Consider the following 20,391-nt stretch of genomic DNA (forward strand, 5'->3'; position numbering starts at 1 on the left):
ATTGAGTCCCGGCCGCCGCGAACCAACCTCGACCACACGCCCCGTGCTGTTGTCAGAACCCAACTGCCAAAGGCTCCAACCGGGGGTGGATGCGCGGAAAATGCAGTCGCTCGGTTAACTGGTTGCTGCGGTCACATTCCAACTCGTCAGGTCGATAACATGGAGGTTTGAACGCGCTTTCATCGCCCGGATCGGTCCGGCAGTGACTGACTTCGGTACGGCCAGGCATATCAACCAAACCAATCTGCCGGGAGCAGGCGGGCCGAGATCGGTAGAATGCCGTCATGGATTCGGAATTTCTGCTCTGGCTGGGTATTGGTGCCCTGGGCCAACTCATTGATGGCGCTATCGGTATGGGCTTTGGCCCGATCGTCAGTGCCGTGCTGCTGTCGCTCGGCGTCCCGCCGATCGCCTCAAGCACAGCCGTGAACGCGGCCAAGATTGCTACCGGCGCGGCGTCAGCAGCCAGTCACGCCTGGTTCGAGAATGTCGATCGGCGGACGTTCCGGCACTTGGTGATCGCCGGGATGCTCGGTGGCTTGGTCGGCGCGCTGATTCTGAGCCAGATCGACGGCAAAGCCGTGCTCCCTTTTGTCAATGCCTATCTGGTTCTGCTCGGTTTTCTGATTCTCTATCGGGCGTTTCGACCGGTCGTTCCCAAACTCCCCCATGCCCTGGGCATTGCTGGCACAGGTCTCGCTGCCGGCACGCTGAACGCGATTGGCGGCGGCGGCTGGGGATCCATCACGACCGCCGGCTTGATGGGCCAGGGCCAGTCGCCACGGTTTGCGATCGGCACGGCCAACGCGGCCGAGTTCTTGGTCGCGCTGGTGACCACGCTTGCGTTCTCGGCAAACTTTGGCTCGGTCCCGTGGCTCAACGTGCTGGCCATTGTTGCGGGCGGCTTCCTGACCGCGCCGTTCGCAGCCTGGCTGGCAAAACACTTGCCAATCAAATTGATGACCGTCCTGGTCGCCGTGCTCGTGATCGGCTTGAGCGGCTATGGCCTTTGGCAGCACCTGACCAAGCTCGCAAGTTGAGTCGATCCGACCAAGCCGACATCCAGCCGCTGCGAATCGCGCTTGCAGCCCACGAAATGTTCGGGCTAGCCTAGCGACCTACCGCAACCTGTCGGAGTGGACCTTGGCCGAGCGATTCCAAATTGCCATTGTCGGATCTGGCCCGGGTGGGCTGAGTGCGGCGTCCAGGGCTGCCGAGATCGGCGTCTCGCATGTGCTGCTCGAAGCCGAGCCGCATCTGTCGAACACCATCTACCGCTACCAGAAGGGCAAGCACGTCATGGACGAGCCCGGCATTCTGCCGCTTCGTTCGCCGCTGGAGTTCAAGGCCGGTAGTCGCGAGACGATCCTTTCGGCCTGGAATGACGGCGTCGCCCGGCTGAATGTCAATGTCCGTCACGGTCATGAGGTGACCAAAGTCCAAGCGCAACCTGGCGGCGGATTCCTGCTTGAGTGTGGCAATGGCGCCCAGTTCCTGGCTGACCGGGTGGTGCTCGGCATTGGCTTGCAGGGCAACATCCGAAAACTCGGTGTGCCGGGCGAGGACCTGCCCTTCGTCCAGTATCAACTCGATGATCCGGGCGCCTATTCAGGCGAGACTATTGTGGTCATTGGTGCCGGCGACGCGGCCATCGAGAATGCGATCGCGCTCGCGAAGCAAAACACGGTCATCGTGATCAACCGTCGTGACGAATTCGCCCGCGCCAAGGAGGGCAACCTGCGCGGCATTCTGAAGGCGATCGAGGACGGCACCATTCAGTGCTACTACAACACAGCACCGGAGAAAGTGGAGGCGCTGACCGTTGGCCGCAAGAAAGGCCGCATGATGCTGCAGACCCCACAAGGTCGCGCGCAGATTTTGATCGACCGGGTCATTGCCCGCCTCGGCGCGTCGGCACCGCGCGGGTTTGTCGAAGGCTGCGGCGTCAAGTTTCCGAACAAAGACCCAGCTGCTGTGCCGGCGATCTCGCCGCAATACGAATCGAATGTCCCGGGTCTCTATATCGTCGGCGCGCTGGCCGGGTATCCGCTGATCAAGCAGGCCATGAACCAGGGCTATGAAGTGGTCGAGTACATTCTCGGCCGCACAGTCGAGCCCGCCGATGAGCCCTTGCTGCGCGACAAGCTCAAGAACGTGCCGAACTTCCGCAGCGTCGACGCATTCATTGCCGATATCCAGCGCAATGTGCCTCTGCTGGCGCAAATCACGCCGCTGCAGTTGCGCGAATTTCTGCTCGACTCCGACATCCATGCGCCCCGCCCCGGCACCCCCGTGTTCGAGAAGAACGACTACACGAACACGTTCTATTCGATCGTCGAAGGTGAGGTCGAGGTGATTGTCGATGCGGCGCAGAACAAACGCATCAAACTCCGCCGTGGCGAATTTTTTGGCGAAATGGGTCTGATCTCGGGGCGTCGCCGCGCGGCAACGGTGGTGGCCGGGCCAGGCGCTGTACTGATTGAAACACCGCGGCGCTCGATGAACCGATTGATTCAGTCGGTCGAGGCCGTCAAGCGCGAAATCGACAAGGTGTTCATTGCCCGTGCGCTGCAATCCCGATTTACGCCCGAGTCGCCGATCGAACGGCTCAACGAGGTCGTCGAGAGCGCGCGCATCGTGCAGTTCAAGGCCGGCGATGTGGTGTTCAATGAGGGCGACGTGGGCGACTGCGTGCATCTGATCCGGCGTGGCTCGCTGACGATCTCGCGGCAAATCGGCGGCAAGGAAGTGGTGTTGTCCTACGTTGCCGCTGGCAACTACGTTGGCGAGATGGCGCTGCTGGGCGACAATCGTCGTTCGGCCACGGCCAAGGCTGCCATTGCCACCGAGACCATTCGTTTGGACGGCGACGCGTTCAAGCGCCTGTTCCAGCGCGACCCGCTGCTCCGAGCACGTCTGCAGTCGGAATACTCCAATCGCACGGCGTCCAATCTAGCCATGCAGCAGATGCCGGCAGGTGGCGACATCATCTCGTTCCTGATTGCCCAGGGTGCTGGTGAGGCCACCGACATCCTGCTGATCGACGAGGCGTTGTGCGTCCGCTGCGACAACTGCGAGAAAGCCTGTGCCGAAACCCACGGCGGCACGTCGCGCCTTGACCGGGAGGCAGGACCCACGTTTGCCAACGTCCATGTCCCGACCTCGTGCCGACACTGCGAACATCCGCACTGCATGAAGGATTGCCCGCCGGACGCGATTCACCGTGCCCCGAATGGCGAAGTATTCATCGCCGACAACTGCATTGGTTGCGGGAACTGCGAGCGGAATTGCCCCTATGGCGTGATTCATCTGGCCGCAAAGCCCCCCAATAAACCGGGGTTGCTGTCCTGGCTGTTGCTTGGCAACGGCCCCGGCCCGGGCGAAGCGCCGTATGATCCGAAAGCTGCAAAAGGCAGCGAGAAAAAGGCGGTCAAGTGCGACATGTGCAAAGACCTCAAAGGCGGGCCCGCCTGTGTGCGTGCTTGTCCGACCGGCGCCGCCATCCGTATTGGGCCGGAGAAGTTTCCGTCCTACGCACGCGACCGGAGCTGAGCTGCCATGCCCATGCATGAATCGATTTTCGATGCGTCGCGCTATCGCTATCTCTGGGTCTCCCTGACGCTGTCACTCCTGGCCATCGTGTTGTATGTCTGGCATGACCCCATCGGCGTACCCAACGGCGGCAGCTGGCTTGGCTACACGCTGGGCACGATTGGTGCGCTGCTCATTCTGTGGCTGATGTGGTTTGGCATCCGAAAGCGCAGCTACAGCAGCCGGATGGGCACGCTGCGCGGCTGGTTGTCGGCGCATGTGTACCTCGGCACGACGTTGATCCTGATCGCGTTTCTGCATAGTGGCTTTCAACTTGGCTGGAACATCCACACGCTGGCACTGATATTGATGCTGTGCGTGATCTTCAGCGGCTTTTTTGGCGTCTATGCCTACGTGCGGTATCCGGCAATGATGACCCGGAATCGCGACAGTGCAACGCGGCAATCGCTGCTCGATGAAATTGTCGACCTGGACGCCCAGGCACTGGGGTTGGCCGACGCGGTCGATCCGAAAGTGCACGCCGTGGTTCTGCGGTCGATTGAACGCACCCAGATTGGCGGCGGTTTCCAGAAGCTGATGCGCCCGGACACCGAAACCGACAACGCGCTCGATCAGGTCAAACTGTTCATGGAGCAGCGCGAGAAGGGGGCCCAGCCTGGACCGAAAAAAGAGATGTCGACGATGTTTGCGATGGTCGATTTTCTTTCTGCCGGGAGTGCCGACAACAAAGCCGACGCGCTCCGGAAGTTGCTCGATGTGCTGGCGCGAAAGCGCTCGCTGACAGGTCGCATTACCCGCGACTTGCAACTGCAGGCGCTGATGGAGGCCTGGCTCTATGTGCACATACCGTTGTCGTTTGGGTTGCTGGCCGCATTGAGCGCGCACGTGATCTCTGTCTTCTTTTATTGGTGAGGTGAGCGATGCGTTGGCAGATCCTGCGTGTCACCCAGCAAGCCAAAGCCGGCAGCAGCGTTGAAGAGGACATCCACTTTGGCGACACGCTGACGATTGGTCGCGGCGCCGATCAAGCGATCTACCTCCCCGACTTGCGAGCGGCACTGTCGCACTGTGCGGTAACCGTCACGGGTAAGGGCCGCTATCACGTCAAATCACTGATTGTTGCGGGCGTGCGCGTCAACGGGCAGATCGTCCAGGACGCTGATGTCGGCGCGGGTGCGGTGATCGAACTCGGTGGTACGCGACTGACACTCATTGCACCACCGCGTGACTACGATGGCGCCGTCGAAATCACCCCGATGGCGGCCAGTGAAGTCGAAGACAACGCGCAACGTTTCATCGGCAAGCTGACTTTGTCAGAAACACGCCTCAGCAAGCGCTGGCCATCGTGGATTCTGTTCCTGGGCGTCGGCTTCTTCGCGCTGCTGCTGCCCTTGCTTGCTCACTATGTACCGGCCGGGCGCCCGGTGCTGGATAAATTGCCAATTGGTTCGCGCGACACATGGCAGGCCGGTTCGCTTGCGTCTGCACACCATTTCTTCGGCGAGAACTGCACCATGTGTCACGACGGCGGTTTCGCCACCGTCAAAGACTCGGCGTGCAAGACCTGTCACGCCAACGTCGGCGCGCATGCCGATGAGAAGCGGTTTGCGTTAGGCACCCTGGGTGATGCCGACTGCGCCCACTGCCATCGCGATCACAATGGTCTGGAGGCGTTGGTGCGCGCGGATCAGGAGTTGTGCGCAGATTGTCACCGGGACCTGCCCGCGCGCGAGAAAAACGCGAACAAACAGCTGGACGCAGCCGATTTCGGCACGCACCATCCCGGATTCATGGTCAATCTGCCGGCCTGGAATGTGGATGGCCAGTTCACCCCCATCCGCACCGCGTTGGCCAGCAGCGATCTGACTGAAAACTCCGGCTTGAATTTCCCGCATGACTTGCATCTCGCCGCCGAGGGGATTCGAGGCCCGGATGGTGACGAGGTTCTGAAGTGTGAGACGTGCCATCAACCGGAGCCGGGCGGCGCGCGGTTGCGCCCGATCGATTTTGAAGCGAACTGCCAACGCTGCCACCGGTTGACGTACTCGATTCGCGAAGCAGATCGCCAGGTCACGCATGGCAAACCCGCCCTGATGAAAGCCGAGATCGAAGAGTTCTTTGCGCGCGAGGCGTTGGAGGGCGGCTTCAATGATGTGAATGCGCCAACCGTGGTGCGGATACGCCGCCGCCCGGGTCAGCCCATCACCCCGCAGGAGCGTGCCGAGGCGTTGTCTTGGTCGCGGCAACAAGCCGGCCAGGCGATCGACAACTTGTTCAACAGCAATGCGTGCACCTATTGCCACACCGTCAAGACCGATCAACTCGGCAATTTGGACGTGGCACCGGTGCGCGTGTCCGGATTATGGTTTCCCAAAGCGCGCTTCTCGCATCGTATGCACGACAGCATGAAATGCGAGGATTGCCACAAAGCCCGTGAGTCGGATCGCAGCACGCAGGTGTTGATGCCTGATATCGACAACTGCCGGCAATGTCACGCTGGCGAACACGCGGACGACAAAGTGCCGAGCACCTGCATCACCTGCCACGGCTATCACGAACCCCGTCTTGATCTGAACGCCCAAGGACTTCCCGAACTACGATGAGCCCCAACGCCCTGAATACGATCGAACGCTACTACGCCTGCTTTAACGCCAATGATCACGAAGGCATGCTGGCCCTGCTGCATGATGAGGTCAGCCATGACATCAACCAAGGCAATACCGAGCGCGGCAAGGCAGCGTTCGGGCGATTCCTGAAGCGCATGGACCATCATTATCAAGAGCGCGTCGTCGAGTTGGTGATCATGCAGAGCGGAAATGGCCAACGGGCTGCGGCGGAGTTTCGTATTCTTGGCCAGTATCTGCGAACCGACGATGGTTTGCCCGAGGCGAACGGCCAGACTTATGACTTGCCGGTCGGCGCGTTCTTCGCGCTTGAACAGGGCCTGATCACCCGCGTCACCAACTACTACAACCTGAAAGACTGGATCGCGCAAGTTGGTGGCGTGGCGTGAGTCTTGGCCTCAAATCGCTGACCGGTGTCGAAGCCGCGGCGTTTCTCGACGACCTTGCCCGGCTTCGAATCCAAGTGTTCCGGGACTGGCCGTATCGGTACGAAGGCACCCTAGCCTATGAGCACCAGTACCTGACTGCGTATACGCGCGCACCCAGCGTGCTCCTGGTGCTGGCGCTCGATGGCGATCGCGTGGTCGGCGCGTCGAGCGCGATGCGGATGAGCGATGAGGATGCATCAATTCGCGCCCCGATCGAAGCCGCCGGACTGGACCCGGCATCGATCTGCTACTTCGGCGAATCGGTACTCGATCCGGCGTATCGGGGCCGCGGTTTGGGCAAGGCGTTCTTTGCCGCCAGATTGGCGCATGCCGAATCGCTCGGCGCCGCCGACGCATGCTTTGCGGCGGTCATTCGAGATCAGCATGATCCGCGGCGCCCGGAAAACGCCGCAAACCTCGAACCACTGTGGCGGCGCTTCGGGTTTGCGCCCAGACCGGGCCTGATCCTGAGAATGAACTGGCCCGAGATTGACGGCGTCGGCGATGTCGGTCACGACCTGCAGTTCTGGTTTCGCGATCACCACGCATCTTGAGCACCGATATGTCTGCTGACCGCCCGACGGTCGATCCGAATCGCGTGGTGCAGCACGTGCAGGCCCATGTGGCCTCCCGTCTTGCCATGATGGGCGCGGCGACGTCTTGCGTCGTGGCGCTCTCGGGCGGTCTGGATTCGTCGGTATTGCTGCACGCACTCGCTCGGGGTCCGCGCCGGGGCGAACTTGGGATTCGGGCCATTCACGTCAACCACGGCCTGCAGGCCGCTGCGAGCGAATTTGCCGCGCGCGCCGAGGCGCTCGCCAGCAGTTTGTGCGTGCCATGTGTCGTCATTCAGGTCAACATTCCACCGAGCGATCAGGGCGTCGAGGGCGAAGCCCGGATTCAGCGGTACCGGGCGCTGGCGGCGGCGCTGCAGCCGGGCGAATGGTTGCTGACCGCCCATCACGACGATGATCAGGCCGAAACGATTCTCGCGCGGCTAGCCCGGGCGGCGGGCGGTTCGGCGTTGCGTGGCATCGCGCCAGTACGGTCGTTTGGTGCGGGCCACCTCGCGCGCCCGTTGCTTGGCCTTGGTCGCGCGGAACTACTTGCGTATGCCGAAACATGCGGGCTGCAATGGTGCGAGGACCCGATGAATCGTGCGCTAGATCTGGAGCGGAGTTTTCTGCGCCACCAGGTGCTGCCCTTGCTGCAAACGCGCTGGCCCGACTACGCTGCACAGGCAGCACGAAGTGTGGCGCTGCTGCAGCCAAGCCTCGCGCTGGCGGAGCAGGCGACCTTGCGGCAGTTGGCCTCGGTGCAGGATGCCGACCCAAGCGTGCTCAATCTGGACGCCTTATTGCAGCATGGCGACGCCGATGTTCTGGCAATGGTGCGGATGTGGCTTGCGCAACTCGGACTCGAGCGTCCGGGCGCGCGCTGGCTGGCAGAACTGTTGCGGCAATTGCGGGAGGGTGCCGAGGCGTTGCATCTGGTCACGCAACAGGTGCAGGTCCGCCAGTATCGGCGTCGACTGTTTGCCAGCCGTACAGGGCCTGCCGAACCCCGCACGCTGTCAGATGATCAGGAATGGGACGGGCGCGAGCCGTTGCCGTGGTCCGATGGGCGCGAATATGTCCTGAGCGCCCCGCTGCGTGAGCCGCTCCAGGTGCGATTTCGTCGCGGCGGCGAGCGCATCCGTCTGAGCGATCAGGGGCGCTCGCAGGAAGTTCGGGACCTGTTTCAGCGCCATGGCCTGCCGCCCTGGAACCGCGATCTGCCGTTTCTGTTCGTTGCCGGCAACTTGCTGGCCGTCGGCGACCTTTGGCAAAGCGAGGCGTTCCGCCGGCATCTCGGGACGGTTCGGCTCCGCAGTCATCCGCTGGAATCGATGGACTAATGCGTTACCACTGAAACGCCATCAACCCGACGATGTTCCGATAGCGTCCCATCGGCCGCGTCGCCCTGCCTTGCTTCAAGTGCCCGCGAGCGCCATCATTCCACCCTGAATCACGATAGCGTTGTACGTATGCAACGCGCTCCTGCCGCAATCTTGGCGTCTGCCATCACCATCGAGCTGCCAGCCTGTTTCCATGAGTCACACCGAACCACTCGCCCCGCAAGCCTTTGAGTCCGCTTTGCGCGAACTCGAACAACTAGTGCAGCAATTGCAGGCTGGGCAAATGCCGCTGCAGGAAAGCCTGCAGGCCTTTGAACGCGGCATTGGTCTGTATCGCCAGTGCCAGGGCCTGCTCGAACAAGCCGAATTGAAAATTCGCCAGATTCAGGAGCACGACCTGAACGCCGGACCGACTGCGAGTCCCGATGCGTCCTGATCTGACCGAACCGTTGAAATTGCTCGCGGTCCGGGTCGAGCGCGTGTTGGAACAGGTACTGCCGACGCCGGAACTCGAGCCCAGCCGCCTGCATGCGGCCATGCGCTATAGCGTGCTGGGCGGCGGTAAGCGTTTGCGGCCGCTGCTGTGCTACGCCGGTGCGGCGGCGGTGGGCGGGCGTACCGAACAGGCTGATCGCGCGGCCGCTGCGCTGGAAGTCATTCATGCGTATTCGCTGATTCATGATGACTTGCCCGCGATGGACGACGACGATCTCCGTCGCGGCAAACCGACGTGCCACATCGCGTTCGACGAGGCGACAGCCATTCTGGCCGGCGACGCACTGCAAGCTTTGGCGTTTGAACTCATTGCGAACGACCCTGGACATAGCACCGAACGCTCGCGTCTCGCTGCCATTCGCACGCTTGCGTTGGCCTGTGGCTCGCAAGGCATGGCCGGCGGCCAGGCATTCGATCTCGGCGCGGTGGGTCGCCAGCTCACTGAGTTTGAACTGAAGCGCATGCACGCGCACAAAACAGGTGCTTTGATCCGCGCGGCCGTTCTGATGGGCGCCGAATTGACCGGTCAGGCAGACAGCCATCAGCTGGCGCAATTGGCCCGCTTCGGCAGCTTGGTCGGGCTCGCGTTTCAGATCCGCGACGACATCCTGGATATCGAGGGCGACACCGAAATCATCGGCAAGCGCCAAGGCGCCGATATCGCCCGGAACAAACCGACGTTTCCGTCCATCATGGGCCTCGATGCTGCGAAAGCTGCGGCAGAGGACACACGCCAGCAAGCGTTGAGTGCGCTGAGCTCGTTCGGACCCGAGGCAGAACTGCTTCGTGATTTGGCGCACTACGCAGTGGATCGACCGAGCTGAGCGCTGGTGCCGGCGCATTCGATCGCCGCACGGACCAAGATGCGCGGGCTTGCGTTCAATGCCGTTGCGTCCGAACGTTCAACGACGTGTTTTTGTATCGTGTTCCGCAAATCACTCGAATCAATTTCTCGCTTTGGGAGCCCACGATGCAACGCACTCAATTCTGGTTTGGCGGCCTCTTGCTATGGTTTGTCAGCGCAATGGCCCCGAGCGCAGCCGCGGAACCGAGAGGCTTGCCCGCGGCCGATGCAGTCTTGACGCGAATCGGTTTTGGCTCCTGTGCGTACGAAGGCACGTCGCAACCGATCTGGAAAGCCGTCAACAAGAGTGCCCCCGAGTTGTTTGTGTTTCTCGGCGACAACGTTTACCTGGACACGCGCGACCCGGCCATCATGGCGCGCAAGTATCGGCAGCTGGCCGATCAACGCGGGTTCCGGCGCTTGCGCGCCAATACCGCGCTCGTCGCCATCTGGGACGATCATGACTTCGGTGAGAATGACGCGGGCGCGGAATTTCCGGCGAAGTCAGCCGCGCGCGATGCCTTTCTGAAATTCTGGAATGAGCCCAAGAGCTCGGCGCGCTGGACACGGGCGGGTATCTACACGTCCTATGTGTTTGGTCCGGCTGGCCAGCGAGTGCAGATTATTCTGCCTGATTTGCGCTGGAACCGGACGCCGCTCACGGTGAACCCGCGCTTTGGCGATTTGCAGGGCTATGGGAACTGGACAGATCAACAGGAAGGTTCGACCGCGCCGATTCCTGGCCCGTACGCCAGAAACCCCGATCGCCAGGCATCTCAATTGGGCGAGGCACAATGGGCTTGGTTGGAAGCGCAGCTCCGCGAGCCCGCCGATGTGCGAATCATCGGCTCCAGCCTGCAAGTGCTGGCGGACTTCACGGGCTGGGAAGCCTGGTCCAACTTCCCGCGCGATCAGCAGCGCCTGATCGGGTTGATCCGGGATACGGGCGCGCGGAACGTCGTATTCATTTCCGGCGATACCCACTACGGCGAGCTGACTAAGCTCGACGTCAATGTGCCCTACCCGTTGTTTGACCTGACCAGCAGCGGCCTGACCGAAGTCTGGAAGGTGCCGGTGCCGAATGCGCTCCGCGAAGGCGAGAGCTTTCATCAAGCAAACTTCGGGCGCATTGATATTGACTGGCCAGGGCAAACCATGACGCTGTCACTGCGCGACGAATCCGGAGGCGTGCTGCTGGCGAAGCAATTGCCGATTCGCTGACCTCACCGCGACCCGTCGAGACGGATCGGGCCATCGGACGCATCAGCGGGAATTGCCACCATCAGCGATCAGCGCGTCACGCAGGTTTCCTGCGCGAGTTTCTTGAGGCTTTCCCGATTCGGGTCGGCCATCAGGCCATTTTCGGCAAGTGTGCGGCAGCCTTCGAGACTACCGATCTTGAGGACGCGCTGCGCGCGGGCCTCCCAGAAGTCAGCAATTCGATCAAGCCCGGCGAGGGCCTCGGCATTGTCTGGGTCTTGGCTCAGCACATACTGGTAAATCTCGGTGGCGTTATCGCCAGCCGGATAGCTCAGATTCATACCGAACTGCGGGCTGTCAGCCAGAATTCCATCGCGCACGTACTGGTTCGCGCGCGTGATCAAGGTCTGCACGTCGCCATCATAAACCTGGACCTGGGTTTGCGGGTCGGTCTCTGGCGTCACCGGTGGATTGGTCGTCGGCGGATTCGTCGCGGGCGGGATCAGCACCGGCGGGTTCTGCCCGGTCACCGGCACTTCTGGGCCGGGCTTCGGCTTCAGCATGCCGTAGCCAACACCCATCAGCACGATCAACAGACCGACACCGGCGGCGATCCAGATTCCCTTGTTGCCGCCGCTCGTCGACTGCGCGCGGGCGGCCCGCATCGATTCCGTGTTGGCCGTGCCATCCGCCATTGCTGCCTGGGCGAGCGTCATCGGGTCGAGCTGCACCATCGGCTGCGGGCGTGGCACGCTGCGCTTGCGAGTTTGCTGCGCGTCGCGGATAGCCTGCGCCTCGGGGGCGATTGCCATCAGCTTGTCCAGGCCGACCACGAACTCGTCGCCGGTTGCAAAGCGGTCGGCCGGCAGCTTGGCCATCAACCGATTTAGGATCGGCTGCAGCCAGGTGAACTGCTGCGGCAAGATTGGCAGCGGGTGCGTGACATGCATCAGAGCGATCGTGAACGGATCGCTGGACTCATAAGGCGGCGCGCCCACGAGCATCTCGTACATCATTGCGCCCAGACTGTAGAGGTCAGAGCGGCCATCGACCTTGTCGGCGCGCGCTTGCTCCGGGCTCATATAGTGCGGGGTCCCGATGGAGTTGCCCGCCTGGGTCGACATCGTGTTCGAATTCATCGCCTTGGCGATGCCGAAATCGGCCAACACGGCGGTGCCATTGGCACGGAACAACACGTTGCCGGGCTTGACGTCGCGATGGACAACGCCCTTTTCGTGGGCGTAGGTAAGCCCCATGGCGACATCGCGCATCACATCGATGATCTCGGACAAGGTCATGCCACGATTCATGCGATCGCGCAGCGTGCCGCCCGGAATGTACTCGGCTGCCAGGTAGTACAAGCTGTTGTGCTGACCAATGTCGTACACCGTCACCAGATTCGGGTGGGCCAGCTTGGCAGTCAGGCGACCTTCTTTCAGAAAGCGTTCGGTGAACTCCTGGTTGGTCGACAAGGACGGCGCCATGACCTTCAGGGCGACTTCCCGGTCCAATGACTCCTGTACCGCCAGATAAACAGACGCCATGCCTCCGACGCCGAGCGGCCTCTCGATGCGGTATCCCGGAATTTGCACGGCTTCAGTGACGAGGGTTTCCATGGCTTTTGCTCAATCAGCTTGTCTTTGGCACAGCAATCGGCAGGCAGCACCGGGTCCGACGAACCAGTCCGCCGCACCCAGGACGATAGCAAGCGCCAACGAATCGGCCAAGGCGACGAGGCAGATTTGGCCGAACGGCGCCTGCGGGGCCGTCCCGGACAGGGTTCGCAGACGCTGCTGGCGCGAGTCAAACCGCCGACCTCATCGTGAACTCAGCATTTCACTGAGCCAGATTCAGAAATTTCTGAGGCCAAATTCGGCATTCGACTGAGGACGGACCGGCCCACGCCGGGCACACTGGCGCCATGAAACGGACTTCATTACTACTCTGCTTGTGCACCCTGCTCGTGGCAACTGCTGCGAAGGCCGATGTCTATCGCTGTACCGTTGGCCAGAAAGTTCCGGTCTACGCCAACATTGCGTGCGGGCCGGACGCCGTGCGACTGGACCTTCCCGGCATCCCGATCATGGTTCGGGATGCCGGAGCTGGGCCCCTGCCCCGACGCGGCAAGACGCGCATCGAATCGCCGCGGAACCTCACATCAGCCAGCGGCAATGATGCCGCTCAGATTCAAGCGTGGGCTAAAGCCTCGCGCGACCGTTTGCCCCCGAGTCTTGGCGGTAAACCGTCGAAGACAGCGCCGGCCACCCGCCCGAGCGTGGCTCAAGCCAGTCCGACTGAGGACGCCTGCAATGACGCACGGGCAACACTGAGCAAAGCGGAACAACGCGCCTGGGAATCTGGCAAGCGCCTGAGTTTTGCCGAGTCCCGGCGCCTGAACGACGTGATCTTCGACGTTTGCAACTGAGCTTGCCGCAAGCGCTTGCGGGGCCGCCCGTTTCCCGCGAGCATGTCGGCTTGACCGCCGGGAATAGTCCATGCTGCGAACGCTCGAATCTGCTCTGGCCGATGGCGTGAAAAAGCGCGAGCTCTGGGCTTGGGCGATGTACGACTTCGCGAATTCGGCCTACACCACGGTCGTGATCACGGCCATCTACAACGCTTACTTCGTCGCCGAGATCGCCGGTCGCGCCAGTTACGCCACATTGGCCTGGACGCTCGCGTTGTCGTGCTCGTATGCCCTGATCATGCTCAGTGCGCCAGCGCTCGGCCGCTACGCTGATCGAGCGCGCGCCAAAAAGCGGCTGCTCGCCATCATGACGGTCGCTTGTCTGCTGGGCACGATTGGCTTGACGCTGGCCGCTCCTGGGCAAGTCGTGCTGGCCCTCGTGCTGATCGTGATTTCGAACTATGCATTTGGTAGCGGCGAGAACCTATGCGCGGCCTTTCTGCCGGAACTGGCCAAGCCTGAGGCGATCGGCCGCGTATCGGGTTTTGGCTGGAGCCTCGGCTATCTGGGCGGACTGTTCTCGCTGGGCCTGTGTCTGGTGTTTGTGGGCTGGGCGCAGTCGGCCGGGTGGGCAGCCTCGGCATTCGTCCCCGTCTGTCTTTTGATCACTGCAGCGTGTTTTGGTTTTGGCGCGTTGCCGACCTTTTTGCTGCTCAAAGAGCGTGGCCTGCGTGCAGAGGCGCGCGCCAACAACGAATCATCCTGGCAGTCGCTACAGCGCTCACTGGCGAAGCTCAAGCAATTGCCCGAGCTCCGTGCGCTGCTGATATCGATTGTCGCATCGCAAGCCGGCATCCAGACTGTGATCGCGCTGGCGGCGGTGTTCGCGCAGGAAGCCCTGGGTTTCAAAGCCCAACAAACCATCATGATGTTGTTCGTCGTCAACATTACGGCCGCGATCGGTGCTTTTGCGTTCGGGATGCTGCAAGACCGGGTTGGGCATCGGCGCATGCTGAGCGTGGCTTTGATGTTGTGGATCGTGGCGATCGGGGTCTTGGCGCAATCCACGTCGCAAACGGGATTCTGGATTGCCGCCAATCTGGCCGGACTCGCGCTCGGCGCGGCGCAATCAGCCGGACGGGCACTAGTGGGCGTACTGAGTCCCTATGCGGCCCGCGCCGAGTTCTATGCACTATGGGGCCTCGCGGTAAAGCTTGGGTCGATCATCGGGCCCGTCTGCTATGGCCTGACCGAGTTCCTCAGCGGCAACAACCACCGCTTGGCGATGTGGGTCACGGCGCTGTTCTTTGTGGCCGGTTTGCTGTTGCTTATCCCCGTACGGGTGGCAGCAGGTCGTGAACGGGTCGCGGCCGTTGGTTGAATCGCTTCGGGAGGGTCTGAATAAGTCCATCCTGGACGTTCAGACCCGCATCGCCTCTGAACATGTTCAGAGGCTCCTTAGTGGTCGCAAATCTCGTGGCGTGCCCCGAAATGGTCCAACGCGGCAACACGCTCAATTCTGACCGAGCGCGCGCTCCGACGCGCTGATGCGCTCCAACAAGCCCATCAGCTGCTGCTGCTCCGCATTGGTCAGATCGGCCAGCAAATCACGTTCGTACGCGAGCGCGAGCGGCACGATCTCATCAAAAATCCGAAATCCTTTCTTCGACAAACCAAGCTCAGAGCGGCGCCGATCTTGATCGTTGAACGCTTGGTGCAGCAGCGCCTTGTCGACCAGCGTGCGCACAGCCCGACTCACGGCCACTTTGTCCATCGCCGTGCGCTCGGCCACTTCGTTGGCGCTGAGTCCCGGGAATCGCCCCAGCACTGCAATGATCCGCCATTCGGTAATGCCAATCCCAAAGCGCTGTTCATAAAGCGCGGCGATGTCCTGACTGATCCGGTTGGAGAGCACTGACAACCGATAGGGCAGAAAGTGCTCCAGATCAAGCACGGCGTGCTTGTCATGGTCTTCACGCGCCTCAGAGGCGACTCGAACAATCGTTTGCTTACGGGGATTCTGCACGGGCATTGCCAATAGTTTCATTTGCAACTATATAATTGCGAACCTCACAAATGGCAAGCGGAGCCCATTCATGAACGCAGCAACCAATCTCGGTATGCAGGTCACCACGTTTGAAAACCCGATGGGCATCGACGGCTTCGAATTCGTCGAATACGCCGCGCCGGATGGCCAATTGCTGCATGACTTCTTCAAGCGCATGGGCTTTACCGCCGTCATGAAGCACAAGACCCGTGCGATCACCGTGTATCGCCAGGGTGGCGTCAATTTCCTGGTCAACGAAGACCCGGACTCCTTTGCCGCCGACTTCGCGCGCCAACACGGCCCTTGCGCCGCCGGGTTTGCGATCCGCTTCGCCAAGCCGGTGGACGACGTGTTCAGTAAGGTCGTGAGCAACGGTGGCGAAGCCATCAGCAACAAGCCAGCGTCCCGCGTGATCGACGTGCCCGTGGTCAAAGGCATCGGCGACTGCATGCTGTATCTCGTGCCGAACCAGGGCGACGTCTACGCTGAGGCATTCGAACCGATTCCGGGCGTCGATCAGCATCCAAAAGGCTTCGGTCTGACCTTTATCGACCATCTGACGCACAACCTGTACTTCGGCAATATGCAGAAGTGGTCGGACTACTACGAAAAGCTGTTCAACTTCCGCGAGATTCGATACTTCGACATCAAGGGCGCCAAGACCGGCCTGAAGTCCAAAGCCATGACCGCGCCGGACGGCATCGTCCGCATTCCGCTGAACGAATCGTCCGATCCAAAATCGCAGATCAACGAGTATCTCGATCAATACAAGGGCGAAGGCATTCAGCACATTGCCTGCTTCACCGACAACATCTACGACACGGTCGAGGCGATGCGTACCCAGAACGTAGAGTTCTTGAACACGCCAGACACCTATTTCGAAGTGGTGGATGAGCGCATTCCGAACCATGGTGAAGATGTGGCGCGCCTCGCCAAGAACAAGATCCTGATCGATGCCGACATGGAAACCAAGAAGCGCCTCCTGCTGCAGATCTTCACGCAGAATGCGATTGGCCCGATCTTCTTCGAGATCATTCAGCGCAAAGGCAACGAAGGCTTCGGCGAAGGCAACTTCCAGGCCCTGTTCGAGTCGATCGAGCGTGATCAGATGCGACGCGGCGTGCTCTGAGTCCCTGACCATCATTGACCCTCAGGACCTCGCATGAGCAATATTGCCTACCAAACCGGATTCGCGAACGAGTTCGCGACCGAAGCCCTGCCGGGCACCCTGCCGGTTGGCCGAAACTCGCCGCAGAAAGTCGCACACGGCCTATACGCAGAGCAGATCTCCGGCACCGCGTTCACGGCGCCTCGGCACGCCAATCGCCGCACCTGGTTCTACCGCATCCGCCCGGCCGTGTTGCACACGCCGTTCCAGCATGTCAGCAGCGGAAGTTTCCACAATCGCTTCGACGAACAACCCGCGACGCCGAATCAACTGCGTTGGGGTGCACGACCGATTCCTGAAGCGCCGACTGACTTTGTCGCCGGACTGTTTACGATGGCCGGCAACGGCCATCCGTCGGCTGGCACGGGCATTGGCATTCATCGCTACGCGGCGAATCAGTCGATGCAGCGCTTCTTCTACAACTCCGATGCCGAAATGCTGATCGTGCCGGAGTCCGGTCGACTGCGTCTCGCCACCGAATGCGGTCTGTTGGAAATCGAACCGCAAGAAATCGCCGTGATCCCTCGCGGCATCCGCTTCCGGGTCGAATTGCTGGATGGCCAAGCTCGTGGCTACGTCTGCGAGAACTTCGGTGCGATGCTGCGGCTGCCCGATCTGGGCCCAATTGGCTCGAATGGCCTCGCGAACCCACGCGATTTCAAGGCGCCGGTTGCTTGGTATGAGGACGTCGAAGGCGACTTCGAGCTGCTGAACAAGTTCAACGGTGAACTGTGGTCCGGCCGGATCAAGCACTCGCCGCTCGATGTGGTCGGTTGGCACGGTAACTTTGCGCCCTACAAGTACGATCTCCGCCACTTCAATACCATCGGCTCGATCAGCTTTGATCATCCAGACCCAAGCATCTTCCTGGTCCTGAGTTCGCCGAGCGACACGCCGGGCGTCGGCAATATGGATTTCGTGATCTTCCCGCCGCGCTGGCTGGTGCAGCAGGATACGTTCCGGCCACCTTGGTTTCATCGCAATATCGCCAGCGAGTTCATGGGGCTGATCACCGGCGTCTATGATGCCAAGGCCGACGGATTCGTCCCTGGCGGCGCCAGCCTGCACAATTGCATGAGTGGTCACGGCCCGGATCACGCAACGTTCGAGAAGGCGTCGAATGCCGACCTGAGCAAGCCGGATGTGATTGAGAACACCATGGCCTTCATGTTCGAGTCGCGTGCGCTGCTCCGCCCCACTGCGCAGGCGTTAGGCGCCCCCGACCTGCAGCCGGATTATTGGCAATGTTGGCAGGGCTTGCAAAAGCATTTCCGCCATCCGTGATGCCATTCTGCGATCTGGCCGACTGAAACGAACGCACTACAATGCCGGGTGCTCACACCCGGCGCGCCATTGACGAGAACTCAGCATGAAACTTGCCTCACTGAAAGCCGGTGGCCGCGATGGCACCTTGATTGTCGTTAGTCGCGACCTGACCCGCGCCGTCCGCGCGACCGGCATTGCGCGCACTCTGCAAGCTGCGCTGGAAGACTGGTCCAATTTGGCGCCGCGCCTCAACGCGCTTTCCGAAGACTTGAACGCCGGGGCCAAAGCATTCAGCAATGGCGAGAGCGTATTCGATCTCGACGCGCATGCCCTCGCCGCTCCCCTGCCGCGCGCCTACGAGTTTGTCGATGGCAGCGCGTACCTGCCGCACGTGGAGCGCGTTCGCAAAGCGCGCGGTGCCGACGTGCCAGCGAGCTTCTATGTCGACCCGCTGATGTATCAGGCGGTCAGTGCTGGCTTCTATGGCCCGCGCGACCCGGTGCTCGTGCCGAGTGAGACCTATGGCATCGATCTGGAAGCCGAGGTCATCGTCGTGACCGACGACGTGCCGATGAGTGTGAGCGCCGAGAACGCGGCGCACCACATCCAACTGATCGGCCTCGTCAACGACGTGTCGCTCAGAAATTTGATCCCGGACGAACTCGCCAAGGGGTTTGGCTTTCTGCAATCCAAACCGCGCTCATGTCTGAGCCCGGTGCTTGTGACGCCCGACGAACTCGGCGATTGCTGGCAAGATTGCAAGGTCCATCTGCCGCTGCTCACCCACATCAATGATGCTTGGTTCGGTGCACCGGAGGCGGGCGTCGACATGCAGTTCAACTTCGCGCAGCTAATCGCGCACGCGGCCAAGACGCGCCCGTTGAGCGCCGGCACGATCGTCGGCTCAGGTACGGTCGCCAATCAGGACACGTCGCTTGGCGCATCCTGCTTTGCCGAAATCCGTACCATCGAAACGCTTCGCGATGGCAAGCCGAGCACACCCTTCATGAAATACGGCGACAAAGTCCGGATCGAAATGACGTTCCGTGATGGTACGGACATCTTCGGTGCGATCGAACAGATGATCACCGCCCCGCCAACATGACCGACGCGACGCGCGCATCGCAATCCGAGATCGATGCGCTGATTGCGGCCTTCTATCAGCTCTTCGATAACCGACATGGCGTTGCCAGAGGACTCCTGAGCGCGACCGACTTGATGACCGCAGACGTCAGCATTCGCCGGCGTCTGGCAGGCGGCTGGGAGCTGATGGATCTACCGCAGTTCCTAACGCCGCGCATCGAATTGCTGCGCACCCGGCTAAACGATTTCCACGAGTGGGAAACAAGCGCTGAGACGCTCATCCTGGGTGATCAGGCCGTTCGAACGAGCCGCTACGCGAAGACAGGTCTGCTCGATGGGGCGCCTTACGGCGGTTCGGGCAGCAAGTGCTTCATGCTGATTCGGCTGGCCGCCGGCTGGCGGATTGCCGGCGTGACTTGGATCGACGACTGAGGCAGCCGTTGCCCACTGCCTGTCGGCAGCCCCCAAATCGCAAGAATCCGGGCTGAATCAGGCGGGCCAAGATGCTAGGCTTGCGCGAGTTGACGGGCTGCCTGCAGCGCTTGGCCGTGACCACACGGAGCGCTCTGGACGAGCCGTCAGGCCCACACAAGGGATTCCGGAGGTCGCATGAGTGACATCAAGCTCTACAGTTATTGGCGCTCAAGCGCTGCGTTTCGCGTACGCATCGCACTGCACCTGAAGCATCTTCGCTTTGAGACCATTCCGGTCAATCTGATCAGCCAGGACGGCGGCCAGCAACACAGCGCCGACTATCAGCACGTCAATCCCCAGGAACTGGTGCCTACCTTGATTGATGGCGGGCGCGTGATCCGGCAGTCGCTTGCAATCATCGAATACCTTGACGAGAGTTATGACGGCGCGCGTTTGCTGCCTTCTACCGCGCGCGAACGTGCCCGTGCCCGAGGCCTTGCGCAACTGATCGCATGTGATATTCATCCGCTAAACAATCTGCGCGTGTTGCAGTATCTGGAGCACGAGGACAACATGCCGCAGATCGAACGCGAGCGCTGGGTGCAGCACTGGATCAAGCTGGGCTTCAAGGCCTATGAAGACATGCTGGTCAGCAATCCGTCCACAGGCGACTATAGCGAAGGCGACATTCCGTCGATCGCCGATTGTTGTCTGGTGCCGCAAGTGTTCAATGCCCAGCGCTTTGGGGTCGACATGAAAGCCTATCCCGAGATCATGCGCGTTACGGCGAATTGCCTGAAGTTGCCGGAGTTCGACGCGGCGCGGCCCGAACGCCAGCCGGATGCTCCCAAGACCTGAGCCGGCGGCGCGCGCACCTCGATCAATCAACTGCAACGGGCGCGCGTCAGGCGCGGCCGATGTGACCCCAAGGCGGTCGCAGCGGGTCAGGATTTCGTTCAACCACAG

19 protein-coding genes are annotated in these 20,391 nt (G+C 61.4%); 17 read left to right on the forward strand and 2 right to left on the reverse strand.

The genetic code is table 11. The features are described 5' to 3' along the window. Positions 1 to 284 precede the first annotated feature (284 nt). From C7S18_RS14230 to C7S18_RS14275, 10 genes are all read left to right on the forward strand, one after another. Entirely contained in the window at positions 285 to 1,040 is a 756-nt protein-coding gene (locus C7S18_RS14230) for a sulfite exporter TauE/SafE family protein (protein WP_106892197.1), read from the forward strand. A 103-nt stretch (positions 1,041 to 1,143) separates the two neighbouring features. Continuing rightward, positions 1,144 to 3,552, forward strand: a complete 2,409-nt coding sequence (locus C7S18_RS14235; RefSeq protein ID WP_106892198.1) for a cyclic nucleotide-binding domain-containing protein — start codon at positions 1,144 to 1,146, stop codon at positions 3,550 to 3,552. Between the two features lie 6 nt (positions 3,553 to 3,558). Next, positions 3,559 to 4,464 carry a hypothetical protein gene (locus C7S18_RS14240; protein ID WP_106892199.1) on the forward strand — a complete coding sequence of 302 codons (906 nt, stop codon included), beginning with the start codon at positions 3,559 to 3,561 and terminating at the stop codon, positions 4,462 to 4,464. 8 nt (positions 4,465 to 4,472) lie between these two features. Then, positions 4,473 to 6,155 (forward strand): cytochrome c3 family protein, encoded by a 1,683-nt coding sequence (locus C7S18_RS14245; protein ID WP_106892200.1) that lies wholly within the window; start codon positions 4,473 to 4,475, stop codon positions 6,153 to 6,155. Then, a complete protein-coding gene (locus C7S18_RS14250) occupies positions 6,152 to 6,565 on the forward strand; it encodes a ketosteroid isomerase-related protein (RefSeq protein WP_106892201.1) in 414 nt (137 codons plus the stop codon). The genes C7S18_RS14245 and C7S18_RS14250 overlap by 4 nt, the downstream gene beginning before the upstream one ends. Further along, the gene (locus C7S18_RS14255; RefSeq protein ID WP_106892202.1) at positions 6,562 to 7,158 is read left to right on the forward strand and encodes a GNAT family N-acetyltransferase; all 597 of its coding nucleotides are present in this window, start codon (positions 6,562 to 6,564) and stop codon (positions 7,156 to 7,158) included. Before C7S18_RS14250 ends, C7S18_RS14255 begins: the two co-directional genes overlap by 4 nt. 8 nt (positions 7,159 to 7,166) lie before the next feature. Beyond that, a complete protein-coding gene (gene tilS, locus C7S18_RS14260) occupies positions 7,167 to 8,501 on the forward strand; it encodes a tRNA lysidine(34) synthetase TilS (protein WP_106892203.1) in 1,335 nt (444 codons plus the stop codon). Positions 8,502 to 8,694: 193 nt separating this feature from the next. Beyond that, positions 8,695 to 8,937, forward strand: coding sequence for an exodeoxyribonuclease VII small subunit (locus C7S18_RS14265; RefSeq protein ID WP_106892204.1), 243 nt, complete (start codon positions 8,695 to 8,697; stop codon positions 8,935 to 8,937). After that, complete coding sequence (locus tag C7S18_RS14270) at positions 8,927 to 9,820, forward strand: polyprenyl synthetase family protein (protein ID WP_106892205.1); 894 nt, start codon at positions 8,927 to 8,929, stop codon at positions 9,818 to 9,820. Before C7S18_RS14265 ends, C7S18_RS14270 begins: the two co-directional genes overlap by 11 nt. Positions 9,821 to 9,966: 146 nt before the next feature. Then, positions 9,967 to 11,061 (forward strand): alkaline phosphatase D family protein, encoded by a 1,095-nt coding sequence (locus C7S18_RS14275; protein ID WP_106892206.1) that lies wholly within the window; start codon positions 9,967 to 9,969, stop codon positions 11,059 to 11,061. A 68-nt stretch (positions 11,062 to 11,129) separates the two neighbouring features. Here the strand turns inward: C7S18_RS14275 and C7S18_RS14280 are convergent, their stop codons facing one another. Further along, complete coding sequence (locus C7S18_RS14280) at positions 11,130 to 12,656, reverse strand: serine/threonine-protein kinase (RefSeq protein ID WP_106892207.1); 1,527 nt, start codon at positions 12,654 to 12,656, stop codon at positions 11,130 to 11,132. Positions 12,657 to 12,961: 305 nt separating this feature from the next. On the opposite strand from C7S18_RS14280, the gene C7S18_RS14290 reads away from it, so the two are divergent. Further along, positions 12,962 to 13,465, forward strand: a complete 504-nt coding sequence (locus C7S18_RS14290) for a hypothetical protein (RefSeq protein ID WP_146151927.1) — start codon at positions 12,962 to 12,964, stop codon at positions 13,463 to 13,465. Between the two features lie 70 nt (positions 13,466 to 13,535). Then, entirely contained in the window at positions 13,536 to 14,828 is a 1,293-nt protein-coding gene (locus C7S18_RS14295; protein ID WP_206207906.1) for an MFS transporter, read from the forward strand. Between the two features lie 132 nt (positions 14,829 to 14,960). Here the strand turns inward: C7S18_RS14295 and C7S18_RS14300 are convergent, their stop codons facing one another. Then, entirely contained in the window at positions 14,961 to 15,449 is a 489-nt protein-coding gene (locus C7S18_RS14300) for a MarR family winged helix-turn-helix transcriptional regulator (protein ID WP_240624045.1), read from the reverse strand. A 94-nt stretch (positions 15,450 to 15,543) separates the two neighbouring features. Here C7S18_RS14300 and hppD point away from each other — a divergent pair, with 94 nt between their 5' ends. From hppD to maiA, 5 genes are all read left to right on the forward strand, one after another. Next, the gene (gene hppD, locus C7S18_RS14305; protein WP_240623902.1) at positions 15,544 to 16,623 is read left to right on the forward strand and encodes a 4-hydroxyphenylpyruvate dioxygenase; all 1,080 of its coding nucleotides are present in this window, start codon (positions 15,544 to 15,546) and stop codon (positions 16,621 to 16,623) included. Positions 16,624 to 16,656: 33 nt separating this feature from the next. Continuing rightward, entirely contained in the window at positions 16,657 to 17,946 is a 1,290-nt protein-coding gene (gene hmgA / locus C7S18_RS14310) for a homogentisate 1,2-dioxygenase (RefSeq protein WP_106892211.1), read from the forward strand. An 85-nt stretch (positions 17,947 to 18,031) separates the two neighbouring features. Beyond that, entirely contained in the window at positions 18,032 to 19,033 is a 1,002-nt protein-coding gene (locus C7S18_RS14315) for a fumarylacetoacetate hydrolase family protein (RefSeq protein WP_106892212.1), read from the forward strand. Beyond that, complete coding sequence (locus C7S18_RS14320) at positions 19,030 to 19,443, forward strand: DUF4440 domain-containing protein (protein ID WP_106892213.1); 414 nt, start codon at positions 19,030 to 19,032, stop codon at positions 19,441 to 19,443. The genes C7S18_RS14315 and C7S18_RS14320 overlap by 4 nt, the downstream gene beginning before the upstream one ends. Positions 19,444 to 19,620: 177 nt before the next feature. Further along, positions 19,621 to 20,283: a maleylacetoacetate isomerase gene (maiA, locus tag C7S18_RS14325; RefSeq protein ID WP_106892214.1), complete on the forward strand. Its 663-nt coding sequence runs from the start codon at positions 19,621 to 19,623 to the stop codon at positions 20,281 to 20,283. The last annotated feature ends 108 nt before the right edge of the window (positions 20,284 to 20,391 follow it).

Origin of the sequence: Ahniella affigens (assembly GCF_003015185.1) — a bacterium.
GTDB lineage: Bacteria > Pseudomonadota > Gammaproteobacteria > Xanthomonadales > Ahniellaceae > Ahniella > Ahniella affigens.